The following is a 14,558-nucleotide window of genomic DNA, read 5'->3' as shown; positions in this document are numbered from 1 at the left end:
CACCCCGATCTCCTCGGCAACCCGTTTCACCGAACGATCCGAGGATAAAACCAGGCGCACCGCTTCCTCACGGAACGCAGCATCATATTTTCTTCTAGGCGTCGTCATCTGAAGTGAAGCTCCCATCAAGCTGTCTCAGAAAACCATACGACCGCACTGACATACGCGGTGCAAGCCGGCCGCTCACGAGCAGACGCACTGCTGATGCTGACCATCGCCAGAGCTTGCCGAACGTGTACCGACGGGCCAGTTTTGGCTGATTCTGGAACACCGATAACCGATCTTTCGTCGTGCAGTGTGTAAGCCCGCTGCCTAGCAGCGGTAGCCGCACTGCTTCGCGGTCGGTTTGAGCAAATACCCGCATGGAACAGCCTGTCGCCAAGTGTGTGGACCGGTCCGAGTGGATCCTGCGGATTCGTGTGGAGCTGGTCGGCAGAGTGCCCGGGGATATGGCCGCCCTTGGGATTGGAGGGCTCGTTGTCCTGGCCCAGGTAGTAGATCCTTCATGCGCCCTTCGAATGGCAGGACGAGCATCTCCACCGATTCACGGCCAGCGATCCCTTTGCACGACTGCACCCGGTCGACGGCGAGATACCGGAGGCGCTGCAGTGGCTTCCCACCGAGTTCTATGATGACCCGGCGGTTCTGCCGGATGCCGACCGCACGCTGGATGACTCCGGGACTCTCAGGGCGCCGACGAAGATCTTCGGATTTCCGACGAGGTTTCGTCAGGCTCTCCAGCGTAGGCGCCGAATCCGGGAACGTGTATTCCGCCGGTGAGGATCCACCAGTAGGAGTCGTTGGCATCCAGGCGCTCGCTCACGATCCGCCCCTCGGGATTGGGCTGGGAAGCATCTCGTTGAGCTCGGCCGAGTGGCCGATCCCCGCTCCGAGTAAAATCCCGCCACATCGAGACTATAGCCAAGGCTATGCCTCCCGCCGGCCGTCCACGAGTCGCGGCAGTCCGAGGGGATTATCCCCGCGCAGTGCCTCCGGCAGGAGGTGCTGGGGGAAGCCTTGGTAAGCGACCGGGCGCAGGAAGCGCTCGATCGCGGCGGTGCCCACGGAGGTGCTTGCTGCGGCGGTTGTCGCCGGGTACGGTCCGCCGTGCTGTTGCGCGTGAGTTACCGAGACACCTGTCGGCCACTGGTTCCAGACCACCCGTCCCGCCTTGCGGGCTAGGACCTCCACAAGTTCGGCCACCTGGCAGGAATCAGTTCCGTGGACGGTGGCGGTCAGTTGACCCTCGAAGGTCTCGGCGAGGTCGGCGAGTTGGGACTCGTCGTCGTACGTCACCACTACGGCGGTGGGTCCGAAGCATTCGGTTTGGAGGGCGTGTGGCTCCGACAGCATGTCCGCGGCAGTGGTGAGGAGGAGCGTCGGACCCGGCGGATCGGCCAGTGGGCCTGCTCCCTGGGCCAGCACCGTGAGGCGGGGGTTTGCCTGCAGGTTCTCTAGGACGTCGGTGTAGCCGGACTGGATCCGTTCGTTGAGCAGGGGAGCGGCCGGTGGCAGGGCGGAGTCGCGCAGGGCCTCCACCATTCCGGATGCCGCCGGAATGAAGAGCGTCCCGGGCTTGGTGCAGAATTGCCCGGCTCCCATGGTGAAGGAGCTCACGAACCCCTGGGCGATCTCCGCACCGCGCTGGCTGGCTGCGGCCTCGGTGACGAAGGCCGGGTTGTTGCTGCCCAGCTCCCCGAAGAAGGGGATGGGTTCCGGCCGGGAGTTCGCGATGTCGAACAGTGCGCGGCCGCCAGGGATGGACCCGGTGAAGGCGCCGGCTTTGACCCGCGGGTCGCGGAGGGCTGCGGCTCCCGCGGCAGTCCCGGCGATGAGCGCGAACGTGCCGTCCGGAGCACCAGCCTCGCGAAGCGCGGAGGTCACGACCTCAGCCGTGAGCCGGGACAGCCCCGGGTGGCCGGAGTGCGCTTTGAGCAGCACCGGGCTGCCTGCAGCCAAGGCTGAAGCGGTGTCGCCGCCGGCAACGGAGAACGCGAAGGGAAAGTTGCTGGCCGCGAACACCACCACGGGTCCCAGGGGCACGCGCACTCGCCGCAGGTCCGGTCGCGGCGAGCCCATTGGCCACTCGGCGTCGGCGTGGTCGATACGGGCGTCAAGGTAGCGGCCGTCACGCAGTTCTTCCCCGAAGAGGCGCAGCTGGAAGGTGGTTCGCTTGAGCTCTCCGCGCACGCGCGCCCCGGGCAGGTGGGTCTCCTGTTCGGCTTCGGGAATGAGCTGGTCGGCTGCGGCATCCAGGGCGTCCGCGACGGCGTCGAGCAGCCGGGCGCGCTGGGCGGGACGGAGTGCGGCCAGTGGCACCGCTGCCGCTTGGGCTGCCGTCAGCAGTTGTTCCAGCTCGGCGTCGGTGGTGGGCTGGTGTGCGACGGCGGAGGCCGGGGCGATCGTGGTCATGCGCAGTCTCCTTTCGGGAGGCAGGGTCAGAAGGGGGAGTTCAGTCGTCCGTATTCTTGAGGGCGGCGAGTTCGCCGATCCCCACGGGTGCAGCCAAGGGTCTTTTTGCGGCGCCAGACAGACTTTCAATGCTGGGAGCAGCACCCGGGCCTGCGCCCAGGCAGGCGGCCGCGAAACCGCAGACGCGGCCCTGGCACCAGCCCATTCCGGCGCGGGTGAAGGATTTGAGTGTGCGGGCGTGGTGGGCTCCCAGATCGTCTCGGGCTGCGGTGATCTCACCGGCCGTGACCTCTTCGCAGCGGCACACGGTGGTCTGCGGCGCGAGCCAGTCCTGCCAGGCGGCGGGCACGGGGTGGGCGCGGTGCATGGCCTCGGCGAAGCGCCGGTGCCGCGCCATGGCACGCAAGCCCGGCACCACAGCGGCGGGTGCCGGAGCGGCCGCTGCGGCCGTGCCGGCGGTGAGGCCCTCGAGGACCGCCAGCGTAGCGCCTCCGACGCCGGTGACCTCCCCGGCCAGGAACAGGCCGGGGATGCTGGATTCCTGTCGCTCGGTGACTACGCCGACCAGGGAGCCATCGGCATCCATGCGGGTTTCAACTCCGAGGGACAGGGGCAGTTCCATCTGCGGTGTGAAACCCCAGCCGAAGCCAACGACGTCCACGTCCCGGTAAACGCGCTCCGTGCCGGGCCGGACCCGGCCCTCGGCGTCGACCTTGGCTGTGCGCACCCCCGAGGCGCAGTCGGTTCCCAGCACCTCCGTGACGATGGTCCGAATGCGGTACGGGATCCGGTGCCGGGCGAACACGGCTCCGTACTCCACACCCTCGAGGGCCTTCTCCGGCACACCCGCGGCTGCCCTGAGGTGCGGCAACCAGGCCTTCGGTGAGGACGATTCGAGCACTGCGAGGACCTGGCCCCCGGCTTCGGCAATGCCCGCCGCCACCGGCAAAAGGAACGGACCGGTGCCGGCGATGACAAAGCGCTTCCCCGGTAGGCCTCCGTTGCCCTTGATGAACGCCTGGATTCCGCCGGCGGCCATCACGCCGGGCAGGTCCCAGCCGGGGACCGGCAGCTGGCGGTCGTAGCCGCCGGGGCACAAAACCAGTCGGCGGGCGACGACGGTGCTGCCGCCGTCGGCCGTCCCGGACGTCGGGCCCGCGGTCACGGTGGGTGTCGTGCGGACAACGAATCCGGCGTGGACCTTTTCCGCCATCCAGACCTGTTGGCCGGGCACGTACGTGATCCGGCCACTGTGGCGGGCGGCGTCGAAACGGGCACGGAGGTCACGGTAGGTCCGCCAGCCATGGTGGCCTTTACCATCGGGGTCGGGCTCGACGGATTCGGGGCGGTGCCGCCAGAACTGGCCGCCTGGTTGGGGGCCGGCATCCACAACCACGACAGCGGCTCCCGCCTCGGCTGATGCGACGGCCGCAGCCAGCCCGGCCGGCCCTGCTCCCACGACGGCAACGTCCGCTTCAACGGTGCCCGGAAGTGCGGCGCTCATTTCCGTCCCCCTTCGGGTTCGGCCAATGGAGGCACATTGGGCTCTGAGGAACCCTTGATTTCCATGCCTTCGTGCACTTCCACCAGGCAGGCGCGCTGATTCGGTGCGCCGTCGACCGTTACGAGACAGTCGAAGCAAACGCCGATGCCGCAGAACAGCCCGCGGGGACGTGCGTGCTTGCGCGTATCGCGCCAGGCGGTGATGCCGTTGGTGACCAGCGCGGAGCCAACGCTTTGGCCCGCAGACGTCGTGATCGGACGGCCGTCAAAGCTGACGGTTACCTCGCCCGGCGTGCCGGAAGGGTTGTTTCCTGATGTGTTGGCGCTCATGCTGTGGCCTCCTCTCGGTGGGTGGTGCTGTTGAGGGCTTGTTCACCGAACCGGGCGGGGGCAAAGGGGGCCAGGGCCAGATCCGGTGACTGGCCGGCCAAAGCCTGTGCCAGGAGCTTGCCCGTTCCTGCGGAAAGGCCAATGCCGGCACCCTCGTGGCCGGCCGCATGCCACAGTCCGGGGGCGCGCTCGTCATGGCCGATCACCGGGAGGTGGTCCGGGCAGTAGGGCCGGAAGCCGTGGTAGTGGCGGATGGCCTTGACGTGTTCAAGGAAAGGAAACAGCGACACGCCGTTGCCCGCCAGGAGCCGGAGGGCGTCGGTGCTTACGGTGCGGTCGAAGCCGACGCGTTCGCGCGTGGAGCCGATGAGGATGGTGCCGCTGGGGGTTCCTTCGACCACTGGGGAGGCCTGGAGTCCGGCGTCGGAACTGCCCACGTTGTCGATGTATTCGGCCGCATAGACCTTGTGGTGGATCATGGGCGGCAGCGGCTCGGTGACCATAACGAAGCCGCGGCGGGGAAGGACGGGAACGCTGACCCCGGCAAGGGCGGCGAGCTGGCCGGCCCACGTCCCGGTGCAGTTGACCACGGCGCCGGCGGAGAAGTCGCCGCGCGGTGTCCGGACGCCGGTGACGCGGTCTCCGCTCCTGAGGAAGCCGCTGACAGGCGTATCGGCAACGAAACGTGCTCCTGCCTGGGTCGCCAGCCGGACCAGGTGCCCAGCAACCAGCATCGGCTGTACCTGGCAGTCCTCCGGGTAGAACGCCCCGCCCAACGCGTCGGGCGTGATGTGCGGCTCGGCTTTCCGCAGGTCGTCCGGGTCCAGCCTGTCCACACGAACGCCGTAGCCGGCCTGCGAGGCCATCACCCGGTTGAGCGAGGCCAGGCTGCTTTCGCGGGAGGCCACGATGATGCCGCCCTTGGACTCGAATTCCCAGAGCCGCTTGTGCTCAGCCAGGTCGCCATGCCACACGTCCAGCGAGTAGCGGGTAAGTTCAAGCTCGGGGCCGAGTTCCTTGTCCGAGACGAGGATGTTTCCTTCGCAGGCCGACGACGTGCCGCTGGCGGGAAGCCCCTTGTCCAGGACGGTCACAGTGAGGCCCTGTTGCGTTGCGAAATAGGCAGTGGCAGCCCCGATTACGCCAGCGCCGATGACAAGCACATCGCTTGCTGCGTTCATGTCTGCTGCTCCTGCGGTGTCTCGGTCTCGCCGGTTGCCCAAAGGCCCCGGGCGTGGCTGATGTGTTGGCGCATCAATTCAGTTGCGCCGGCTGCGTCTCCGGCCTCGACGAGGTCCAGCAGGACGTGGTGTTCCTGGGCGGAATCGGCCAGGCGGTTGCTCTCGCTCAGGATCTTGAGGCCGTACAGGCGGGTTCGGGACCGGAGGCTGGTGGCCAATTCTACGAGCTGGCCGTTGCCGGCATACCGCAACAGCTCGGCGTGGAAGATGCGGTCCGCGGAAAGGTAGGCCGTGAGGTCGCCCTTCCGCGCTGCCTCCACAATGTCGTCGGCCATGGACCGCAGGAGCTTGATTCCGGATGGTGGAACAGCGCCGGCTACGTCGCCAACAACCGGGGGCTCGAGAAGCAGCCGGATTTCCGTCAGTTCGTCCAGCTCCCGGTCGCTCATGGTGGTGATGCGGAAGCCTTTGTTTTTGACTGTCTCCACCAGGCCTTCGCGCGTCAGGTCCATCATTGCCTCGCGCACCGGTGTGGCCGAGACACCCAAAGCGGCGGCGAGTGCCGGCGCGGAATAGAGGGTGCCTTCCTCCAATGTGCCGGCGATGATCGCTGTTCGCAGCGACTCCGTCACTGACTCGCGCAGGCTGTGCTGGCGGCCGAGCGGGGCGATCGGGAGCTGGCTATTGGTTGGCACGGTGAGCACTCCTTGTACGGAATTCATGATCGAGTGCCTCCTTCATACACCAGGCCGGCGATCACAAGGTCTTCCCATGCCATCCCCACTCCTGCGTACAGGCAGGACTTTCCTGCCGAGCGCCCGAATTCGCCTTTCACAAGATCGCGGAGGTTGGCGGGCCGGATCGCTTCCCATTCCTCTGCAGACCGTGCGGGTATCAGGTCCCCGGCTTCGCGCAGCGCCGAGGCCCGTCCTTCGACCACGACGTCGCTTCGCCGCACAAGTTTGGCGTCCACTTCCCGGGCGTCCAACCCGTGCTGGCCCACCGCTGCCACTACGGCACCGGGGGCAACCAAACCGCCGTCAAACAGCGGCGTGCGGGAGGAGGTTGCGCAGATCACGACGCCGGCGTCGGGCACATCGGAGGAAGCGCCCTCACGGACTTCAAGGCCCTCGGCAGCCAGCTGTTCGATCAGCGCCGTCACCCGCTCGGGGCGCCGGCCGACGACGGCGAGGCTCGCCTCCGGGAGCACGGCGTGCGCGGCGCGCAGGTGGTTGAGCGCCTGCACTCCGGTACCGAACACGAGCACCCGGGTCGTGCCGGGGTGACGGGCAGCGGCGGCGGGCGGCGCCGAGGCAAGGATGTGTTTGACCGCCAACAGCGTGGTGGCCGGTGTCCGGATAGCCGTGATCTCGTTGCCATCCATCGTGGCCAAAGGGGTTGAGGTGTCTGAATCGAAGAGAACATAGACCCCCTGGATCTTTTCCAGCCCCCGTGCCGGGTTGCCCGGGGCCACGGTGAGCGCCTTGATCCCGCTATACTCGCGGTTCGATGCGGGCATGAGCAGGAATTCGCCGTTTGGCGCGGGGCTGAACAGCCGCGGGCTGTCGTCCTCAGGGTCAACGACGTTCAGGAGGGCCTGCTCAAGGGCATCAATGGCCGTTGTCCAGGGAGCAGCAGCCCGCACCGCCGTCGAATCAAAGTAGGGAATGTTCACAGCAGGAACCCAGCAGGAAAGGGATCGGTGGGATCGAGGAAATACTGTGCGGTGCCGGTCAGCCAGGCCCGTCCTGTGACGGTGGGGATCACTGCTGGACGGCCGGCGACTTCCGTCTCCTCGACCAGGCGGCCGATGAAACGCGAGCCAATGTAGGACTCGTTGACGAAGTCCGTGCCCAGGGCCAGCTCGCCGCGGCCGTGCAACTGGGCCATCCGCGCACTCGTGCCTGTGCCGCAGGGGGAGCGGTCGAACCAGCCCGGGTGGATGGCCATCGCGTGGCGGGAATGCTCCGCTGTGGAGCCCGGCGCCTTGAGGTACACGTGATGGCAGCCGCGGATGTCGTCCCGCTCCGGGTGGACCGGTTCGTCCATGGCGTTGATCGCGTCCATGATCGCCAGTCCGGCCTTGAGCAGGTCATTCTTGCGTCCGCGCTCGAACGGCAAATCCAGGCTGTCCAGGTCCACGATCGCGTAGAAATTTCCGCCGAACGCCAAGTCATAGGACACAGGGCCGAACCCGGGCACTTCGACCTTGGCGTCGAGCCGCTCCACGAACGACGGAACGTTGCGGATCGTCACGGATTCGGCGTGCCCGTCGTTGACCGCCACCTCTGCGATCACCAGACCGGCAGGCGTATCGAGCCGGACCGTGGTGACCGGCTCGACAACCTCCACCATGCCGGTCTCCACGAGGACCGTTGCGACGCCGATGGTGCCATGACCGCACATCGGCAGCAGACCGGAAACCTCGATAAACAGCACACCGAAGTCCGCGTCCGCACGCGTGGATGGCTGGAGGATGGCCCCGCTCATCGAGGCGTGGCCGCGCGGCTCGGTCATCAGGAGGGTACGGATCCAGTCGCTGTTCTCCATGAACCAGAGGCGGCGCTCAGCCATGGTGGCACCGGGGATCGTCCCGATGCCGCCGGTGATGACGCGCGTGGGCATGCCTTCGGTGTGCGAGTCCACGGCGTGGAAAATGCGGCTGGTTCTCATGGAATACTCCCTCTTTGTTCCATCTGGTGGTCCGTAACTGCCCCTTTGGAGACCCAAGGGGCAGTTACGGAACTGGCGGTGACCTGGTTGGTTATTTGTAGCCCTTGGCGAGGGCTGCTTCGGTGTCACGGATGACGGCGTCGCGCACGGCCGGGGTGAGCGGACCGCGCGGCGGGCGGCAGGCGCCGCCGCGGAGGCCCACGACGTCCATGGACAGCTTGATGGCCTGGACGAACTCCGTCTTGCTGTCCCAGCGGAGCAGCGAGTGCAGGTCACGGTAGATTTGGCGGGCCCGCTCGAGGTCTGCGACATCGCCGGAGGTGGAGAGGCGGTAGAGCTCAAGGGTGGCTTCCGGAATGGCGTTCGGGTAGCCGGCTACCCAGCCCACGGCACCTGCCAGGCCCATTTCGACGACGGTATCGTCGGTCCCGATGAGGAGGTCCACTTCGGGAGCGAGCTCCTTGATCTCGTAGGCGCGGCGGACATCGCCGGTGAACTCCTTGACGCCGACGATCAGGCCTTCGCCGTGCAACCGGGCGATCAGCTGCGGGGTCAGGTCCACCTTGGTGTCGATCGGGTTGTTGTACGCCACGATGGGCAGCCCGACGGCGGCCGCGAGGCGGTAGTGCTCCACCACCTCGTCATCGGTGGCCCGGTAGGAGTTCGGCGGGAGCAGCATCAGGGCACCGGCGCCGGCTTCGGCGGCCTGTTCCGCCCACTTGCGGGTTTGAAGGCCGCCGTAGGCGCCCACGCCGGCCATGACGGTAAAGCCTTCGGGGGCGGCGTCGACTGCCGTGGTGATGACCCGGGCGCGTTCTTCTTTGCTGAGGGTCTGGTATTCACCCAGGGAACCATTCGGGGCCACGCCGTGGCAGCCTGCGTTTGCCAGGAAGCGGACGTGCTCGGCGTAGGCGTCGTAGTCCACGCTGTGGTCGTCATTGAACGGCAGCGAGGTAGCGACGAGCACTCCATGCCACGGCTTACGGGTTTCGGTCATGAGGATGATCCTTTCGGTTGGCACGCTTGGCGCGTGTGCTGCGGCCGTGACGTACCTCACGGCCAAACTTACCATGTGACATTGCACAGTTGGCTGAAAATCGGTGATCGTTTTCGTTGAGATCGGTTCCGGTGCGATCAAGCACCGGGGCTAGCTAGCCGGAACCACGTACTGTTCGGCGGCGACCTTGCCAAGCCCCTCGGACAGGCCGGCGTCGGTCAGTAGCTTCGCGATCGTTCCGTCTTCGCGCTGGGCGACAATTCCGGCGTCGAGCGCTTCCTTAAGGCTTGTGTTGCCTTTCGTGATCGGGAAGGCAGCCTCGGGGGCATTCTTGATGGCGCCGACGCGCGGATCCGGCTTCTCGTTGGAAAGGGCCACGGTCACACCCTGGGCATCCTTGAACTGGAGCACCTGCACGCCATAGGCGTCGACGTCCGCGTCGAGCCGACCGGCGTCGAAATCGGCCTTCAGCTCCACGCTGCTGGGGTACGTCACCAGGCGGTCGCCCAGGATCTTCTTGAGGTCTTCGACCCAGAGGTAGCCGTCGATGGTGCCCACCTTGTTCATCTTCTCCAGGTCTGCCACCGTGGTGGCGCCGGACTTGGAGACGATGCCCATGCCGTCAAGGTACGTGGAGGCGGAGAAATCAACAGCCTTGAGACGCTTCTCGGTGGCGTCGATCGTGCCGAGGGCGAGGTCGATGTTTCCGCCCGAGATGGACTGGACGGCGTCGGCATAGGTGGCCTGCTGGTACACCGGGGTCAGGCACTCATCCGTGGCGATCTTGTTGACGATCTGGACGTCGATGCCTGTCGGGGTGCCCGAGCCGTAGCTGCTGAACGGCGGGATGTCGATGACTCCGATGGTGAGCTTTCCCGGGGCGACGGTCTGGATGTCGGCGTGCTTGGGCGTGCACCCTGAATTGCCTGCCTCCGAGGCGCCTCCGCAGGCAGAGAGGCTGAGGCCCAGCGTGAGTGCGCTCACGGTCAGGAGTCCGGCTGTCTTGATGCGATTGTTGATCATGATTGCTCCCGTGGTGGTTGGGTGGGGGACTGATGGAACGTTGAAGATGGTGCCGGAAAACGGTCAGGCGTGGCGGGCCATGCGTTTTTCGAAGAAGACGGTGATCCAGGTGGCAGGCATTGAGATGGCGGCGTAGCAAAGACCAGCGAGGGCGAAGATCTGCAGGTAATTGAAGTCCTGGCTGCCGATGTTGTAGGCGGACTTCATCAGCTCGGGGACCGCGATGGCGTATGCCAGGGACGTTCCTTGGAACATTTGAATGGCGACACCCATGAGCCCGGGGATTGCCGAACGCATGCCTTGGGGCATGATGACCCGCCAGAAGGTGTGCCGCTGGGCGAGCCCCAGGGCGCTGGAAGCCTCGAGCTGTCCGCGGCCCACAGACTGGATGCCGGCCCGCATGATCTCGGACGAGTAAGCGGCCGAGTTCCAGATCAGTGCCAGGCATGCCGCGGTGATGCTTTCGAAGGCGATGCCGAACTTTGGCAGGCCGTAGTAGAAGAGGTAGAGGATCACCAGGGCCGGTGCCCCCCGGCCGATTTCGACGACGGCAAGCGCCAGAGTGCGGAGGGCGAGGTTTCTTGCGCTCACCATGACGCTGAGGACCAGGCCCAGCGGGTAGCCGGCGACGATTGATACCCCTGCGATCAGGAGGCTGACGCCGAGGCCGGACATCATCTGGGGCAGGTATGCTGCCCATTCGGTAAGCCAGGTCATGCGTAAACAGCCTTCCTCATATGGGAATCGAGTCTGCGGGACAGGTAAGCGACCGGCAGGCTGAGCGCGATATAGAGAATGCCCACCAGGATGTAGGGCAGGATCCCCTCGACGGTGGGGTGCTGCCGGGCGAAGGACTGGGACTGGAAGACCATCTCGGCAACGATGATCGTCGAGGCGATCGAGGAGTCCTTGAGTAGACCGGTCAGGTAGGTGGCGATGGACGGCGACACTATCCGGAAGGCCTGGGGGACCATCACGCCGTAGAACGTGGTTCCGCGGGTCAGGCCCAGTGCGTGGGCAGCTTCGCCCTGGCCACGCGGAACTGCCTGGAGTCCACCACGGTAGATTTCGGCGAGATAGGCAATGGAAACCACACCCAGTCCGACTATCGCTGCGGCAACGGGGTTGAACTTGAAGGTTCCGATCTGGATGCCGAACTTGAGCAGGAACAGCCAAACGATGATCGGCACACCCCGGACCAGATCGACGAAGAGCCGCGACGTCAGCCGGATGAGAATGTTCGACGACGACAGGCCTACGGCCAGTGGGACGGCGCCTAGTATGCCGATGGCGAATGCCGACAGGGTCAGCACGATGGTCATGGGCAAGCCTTGGAGCACTGCTGAAAGGGCGTCCATGTCAGCGCTCCAGCACAGCTCGCAGGAAGCGGCGGGTCCGGGCCTCCTGGGGGTCGCTCATGATGGCGCCCGGATCGCCCTGTTCGATGATCTTGCAATCGGCCATGACCACGAGCGTGTCGGAAACGTCCCGGGCGAACTGCATCTCATGCGTGACCACGATCATCGTCATGCCATCGGCCGCCAGTTCGCGCATGACGGCCAGGACCTCGAGCCCCACTTCAGGGTCCAAGGCCGACGTCGGCTCATCGAACAGCATGATGCTCGGATCAAGTGCCAGGGCGCGGGCGATGGCGATGCGTTGTTGCTGGCCGCCGGAGCACCTCCCCGGGGGTTGGTTCGCCTTCTCCTTGAGGCCAACCCGTTCCAGCAGCTCCATCGAGCGTGCATCCGCTTCCTCCCTGCTGCGTCCGAGAACCTTCTGCTGCGGAAAGCTGATGTTTTTCATGGCGGACATGTGCGGAAATAGGTTGAAGGACTGGAACACCATGCCCACAGTGCTGCGCAGGGCGGCAAGGTCCTTGTTGTTGACCACCTTGCCCGGTTCGATGGTGTGCCCGGCGACTTGGATGGTGCCGGAATCGGGACGCTCCAAGAGGTTGATGCACCTCAGGAACGTGCTCTTGCCGGCACCCGAGGGGCCGATAAGTGCTGTGACCGTACCCGGCTCGACGTGCAGGGACACGTCGTCGAGGACAGTGTGATCGCCGTAGCGCTTGCAAATGTTGTCTAATTTGATGCCCGTACGGGGCGCCAGCTTGCCGTCTGCAATTTCTGAAAGGGTCATAGCGATCTTCCATGTGGGGACCAAAAGGCCATCATTCGATGTGGGCCATGTCACGTGATATGTAAAATGGTACATGTCACACCGCGCAAAGGGAAGAGTGTTTTCGCGACGCGCGTCGACGGCCCTCGGTATGGCGGTCCGCGGGTAGGAAGCGACAAGCGTGCGTCTGATCGTCGTTCGGATAGGAGATCGCCTCCAGCATGCCTTCCCAAAGTGTCCGGGCTTGTTCGAGAGTATCGCCTGCGTTCATCCCGCGAATTGCTTTCACCCGGTCATCGACGGCGTCCGCGGTGCGGCCTTCCTTGGTCGAGGCCGGCAGGGTGATGCGGTTTGTCCGTTCGATGGTGTTGCCGCGATAGACGAATTCGGCATTGATCTGGCTGGACTTAGTCGCCGTCAGCGGCAGTGCCATGCCGTCCCGGGGGTCGCCGTCGTACGGGGAAACGGTCTTGTCTCCGACGAGGAGTCCGTCACGGATAGTCATTCAGCGTTCTGCCAGCGCACCGGTTAGTGTTGCGATGGTTGCTGCGTGCGGGGCTGCCCGGGTTTCTGTGGCTCAGAGGTGTACACGGCGAAGAGCACGCTGGCGGCGCTGGTGTCATGGGCGAGGTAGTCGGCGACGTGCGGGCGTACCTGAGTCCGCCCTCGCGGTTGGGGAGGTCAACCCTGAGTGTGGCCCCGACGCGGTTGGTGTCCAGGGTGATGCACACGAGGCTCTCGTGCGGCCAGAACCTGAGCGTGTGTCCAACGAAACTGAGGACGTCGGCCGGGGTTTTGATGGTGAGCGGTTCCATGTTCCTTCTCCTTCAGCTGTCATCAATCACGACGAGGTAGGCGCGGAGGATGCGGGTGACGGCGCGGGTGACGCTGTCGTCGGTCCGGTGTGCCCGGATCAGGGCGCCGAGGTCCTCGAGCCGGAACCAGGCCACGCGCATCCCGGCTTCGACGGCTTGCTGGCCGAGGGCTTCGAGGAAGAACGTTTTCCCGGTGCCGGAGGGCCCGCAGACGACGAGGTTTTCCCGCCGGCCGATCCATTCCAGGGTGCGCAGGGCCTGCTGGGTCGGGGCCGGGATGGACGAGGCGGCGGGGTCCCAGGCGTCGAAGGTTTTCCCGGTCGGGAAACCTGCTGCTTTGCGGCGGGTCGCGAGCATGGAACGGGCCCGGCCGGCGGTTTCCTCGGTGAAGAGGGCCTTGATGATTTCGGCCGGTTCCCAGCGCTGGGCGCGTGCGGTCGCGATCAGTTCCGGGGCGAGGGCCCGGGCGTGGGGCATTTCCAGCTGACGCATCAATGCTTCGAGGTCGGAGCACTATGGATGCGTTTGGTCGGCCCGTTGCCTCACTTGGATGCGAATCTTAACATGTTGACATAGAGCGAACTTCTTCGCACTATCGCGGCGGGCGCTGTGAGGCGCCCTCGTCACAGGAGGGCACAGATGGCACGGCAGGACATGGTGACGGTTGAGGCTCGGCCCGGGCCTTTCGGTCTCGATCTCGGCCACGCAGCGGTGATCGTCGTCGACATGACAAACGACTTCGGATCGACGGGTGGCATGTTCGAACGGGCCGGCATCGACATCGCCGCGATCCGAGCGGCCGTCGGGCCAATCGTTCGCGTCGTGGACGCGGCGCGCGAGGCAGGGATCCCGATCGTTTATCTGAAGATGGGGTTCCGGCCCGATCTCTCCGACCTCGGGCCAGATCATGCGACCAACCGCCAGCGTCACCTGTTCTTGGGCGCAGGTGAACCGGTCGTGGCGCCGGACGGCACCCCCAGTCGCGTGCTTGTCCGCGACACCTGGAACACCGACATCGTCGATGAGTTGGCGCCGGCCCCGGGGGATCACGTCATATACAAGCACCGCTTCAGTGGCTTCTTCCAGACCGACCTGGAGGGGCTGCTTCGGAGTCAGGCGGTCCGGGACATCATCTTTACGGGCTGCACGACGAGCATCTGCGTCGAGTCGACGCTCAGAGATGCGATGTTCCGGGACTTCCGCTGCCTCCTGCTGGAAGACTGCACTGCCGAGCCCATCGGCGCGGCGGCTGATCGCACCAACCACGAGGCATCCTTGCTCGCCATCGAGACGCTCTTCGGATGGGTGGCCACATCGACCGCGCTGCTCCACGAGCTCACGGCGACCGCACCGGCAGATCTTCGTCGCGCCGCCAGCGCCTGAGACACTGCCCTGGGTCAACACCGTGACGGACCTCGTCGGGCTCGCCCGGCGTAGATCCGGACCCGGACACAACCAGGCCATGGCGCTTGCGCAAACGTTCAGCAGAGTTGGGTCCGG

18 protein-coding genes are annotated in these 14,558 nt (G+C 65.7%); 1 reads left to right on the top strand and 17 read right to left on the bottom strand.

What is annotated here, in order from left to right; all coding sequences use genetic code 11:
- From J7I92_RS24730 to J7I92_RS22430, 17 genes are all read right to left on the bottom strand, one after another.
- Positions 1 to 108, bottom strand: a 108-nt coding sequence (locus tag J7I92_RS24730; RefSeq protein ID WP_396020446.1) for a transposase, incomplete at its 3' end; no start/stop codon positions are given.
- Positions 109 to 685: 577 nt separating this feature from the next.
- Positions 686 to 823, bottom strand: a complete 138-nt coding sequence (locus tag J7I92_RS22505; protein ID WP_214844085.1) for a hypothetical protein — start codon at positions 821 to 823, stop codon at positions 686 to 688.
- A gap of 104 nt (positions 824 to 927) precedes the next feature.
- Positions 928 to 2,412 carry an aldehyde dehydrogenase (NADP(+)) gene (locus J7I92_RS22500; protein ID WP_214844084.1) on the bottom strand — a complete coding sequence of 495 codons (1,485 nt, stop codon included), beginning with the start codon at positions 2,410 to 2,412 and terminating at the stop codon, positions 928 to 930.
- A gap of 40 nt (positions 2,413 to 2,452) precedes the next feature.
- Positions 2,453 to 3,916, bottom strand: a complete 1,464-nt coding sequence (locus J7I92_RS22495) for an FAD-dependent oxidoreductase (RefSeq protein WP_214844083.1) — start codon at positions 3,914 to 3,916, stop codon at positions 2,453 to 2,455.
- The gene (locus J7I92_RS22490; protein WP_214844081.1) at positions 3,913 to 4,245 is read right to left on the bottom strand and encodes a (2Fe-2S)-binding protein; all 333 of its coding nucleotides are present in this window, start codon (positions 4,243 to 4,245) and stop codon (positions 3,913 to 3,915) included. Before J7I92_RS22490 ends, J7I92_RS22495 begins: the two co-directional genes overlap by 4 nt.
- The gene (locus tag J7I92_RS22485) at positions 4,242 to 5,426 is read right to left on the bottom strand and encodes an FAD-binding oxidoreductase (protein ID WP_214844080.1); all 1,185 of its coding nucleotides are present in this window, start codon (positions 5,424 to 5,426) and stop codon (positions 4,242 to 4,244) included. The genes J7I92_RS22490 and J7I92_RS22485 overlap by 4 nt, the downstream gene beginning before the upstream one ends.
- Positions 5,423 to 6,148, bottom strand: coding sequence for a GntR family transcriptional regulator (locus J7I92_RS22480; RefSeq protein WP_214844078.1), 726 nt, complete (start codon positions 6,146 to 6,148; stop codon positions 5,423 to 5,425). Before J7I92_RS22480 ends, J7I92_RS22485 begins: the two co-directional genes overlap by 4 nt.
- On the bottom strand, positions 6,145 to 7,101 hold the full coding sequence (locus tag J7I92_RS22475) for an ornithine cyclodeaminase family protein (protein WP_214844076.1): 957 nt from the start codon (positions 7,099 to 7,101) through the stop codon (positions 6,145 to 6,147). The genes J7I92_RS22480 and J7I92_RS22475 overlap by 4 nt, the downstream gene beginning before the upstream one ends.
- Positions 7,098 to 8,099 (bottom strand): proline racemase family protein, encoded by a 1,002-nt coding sequence (locus J7I92_RS22470; protein ID WP_214844074.1) that lies wholly within the window; start codon positions 8,097 to 8,099, stop codon positions 7,098 to 7,100. Before J7I92_RS22470 ends, J7I92_RS22475 begins: the two co-directional genes overlap by 4 nt.
- 91 nt (positions 8,100 to 8,190) lie before the next feature.
- Positions 8,191 to 9,096 carry a dihydrodipicolinate synthase family protein gene (locus J7I92_RS22465; RefSeq protein ID WP_214844073.1) on the bottom strand — a complete coding sequence of 302 codons (906 nt, stop codon included), beginning with the start codon at positions 9,094 to 9,096 and terminating at the stop codon, positions 8,191 to 8,193.
- Positions 9,097 to 9,246: 150 nt separating this feature from the next.
- A complete protein-coding gene (locus J7I92_RS22460) occupies positions 9,247 to 10,119 on the bottom strand; it encodes an ABC transporter substrate-binding protein (RefSeq protein WP_214844072.1) in 873 nt (290 codons plus the stop codon).
- A 63-nt stretch (positions 10,120 to 10,182) separates the two neighbouring features.
- Positions 10,183 to 10,836 (bottom strand): amino acid ABC transporter permease, encoded by a 654-nt coding sequence (locus J7I92_RS22455; RefSeq protein ID WP_214844071.1) that lies wholly within the window; start codon positions 10,834 to 10,836, stop codon positions 10,183 to 10,185.
- Entirely contained in the window at positions 10,833 to 11,477 is a 645-nt protein-coding gene (locus J7I92_RS22450; RefSeq protein WP_214844070.1) for an amino acid ABC transporter permease, read from the bottom strand. Before J7I92_RS22450 ends, J7I92_RS22455 begins: the two co-directional genes overlap by 4 nt.
- Before the next feature lies 1 nt (position 11,478).
- The gene (locus tag J7I92_RS22445; RefSeq protein WP_214844069.1) at positions 11,479 to 12,264 is read right to left on the bottom strand and encodes an amino acid ABC transporter ATP-binding protein; all 786 of its coding nucleotides are present in this window, start codon (positions 12,262 to 12,264) and stop codon (positions 11,479 to 11,481) included.
- Between the two features lie 76 nt (positions 12,265 to 12,340).
- Positions 12,341 to 12,748 (bottom strand): hypothetical protein, encoded by a 408-nt coding sequence (locus tag J7I92_RS22440; RefSeq protein WP_214844068.1) that lies wholly within the window; start codon positions 12,746 to 12,748, stop codon positions 12,341 to 12,343.
- Positions 12,735 to 13,058, bottom strand: a complete 324-nt coding sequence (locus J7I92_RS22435) for a DUF4192 family protein (protein ID WP_214844066.1) — start codon at positions 13,056 to 13,058, stop codon at positions 12,735 to 12,737. The genes J7I92_RS22440 and J7I92_RS22435 overlap by 14 nt, the downstream gene beginning before the upstream one ends.
- Before the next feature lie 12 nt (positions 13,059 to 13,070).
- A complete protein-coding gene (locus tag J7I92_RS22430; RefSeq protein WP_285290150.1) occupies positions 13,071 to 13,550 on the bottom strand; it encodes an ATP-binding protein in 480 nt (159 codons plus the stop codon).
- 147 nt (positions 13,551 to 13,697) lie between these two features.
- On the opposite strand from J7I92_RS22430, the gene J7I92_RS22425 reads away from it, so the two are divergent.
- The gene (locus J7I92_RS22425) at positions 13,698 to 14,441 is read left to right on the top strand and encodes a cysteine hydrolase family protein (RefSeq protein ID WP_214844064.1); all 744 of its coding nucleotides are present in this window, start codon (positions 13,698 to 13,700) and stop codon (positions 14,439 to 14,441) included.
- Positions 14,442 to 14,558 lie beyond the last annotated feature (117 nt).

Origin of the sequence: Arthrobacter sp. ISL-72 (assembly GCF_018613755.1) — a bacterium.
In the GTDB taxonomy this organism is placed as follows: domain Bacteria; phylum Actinomycetota; class Actinomycetes; order Actinomycetales; family Micrococcaceae; genus Arthrobacter.
This window is presented reverse-complemented; position numbering and strand designations above follow the sequence as displayed.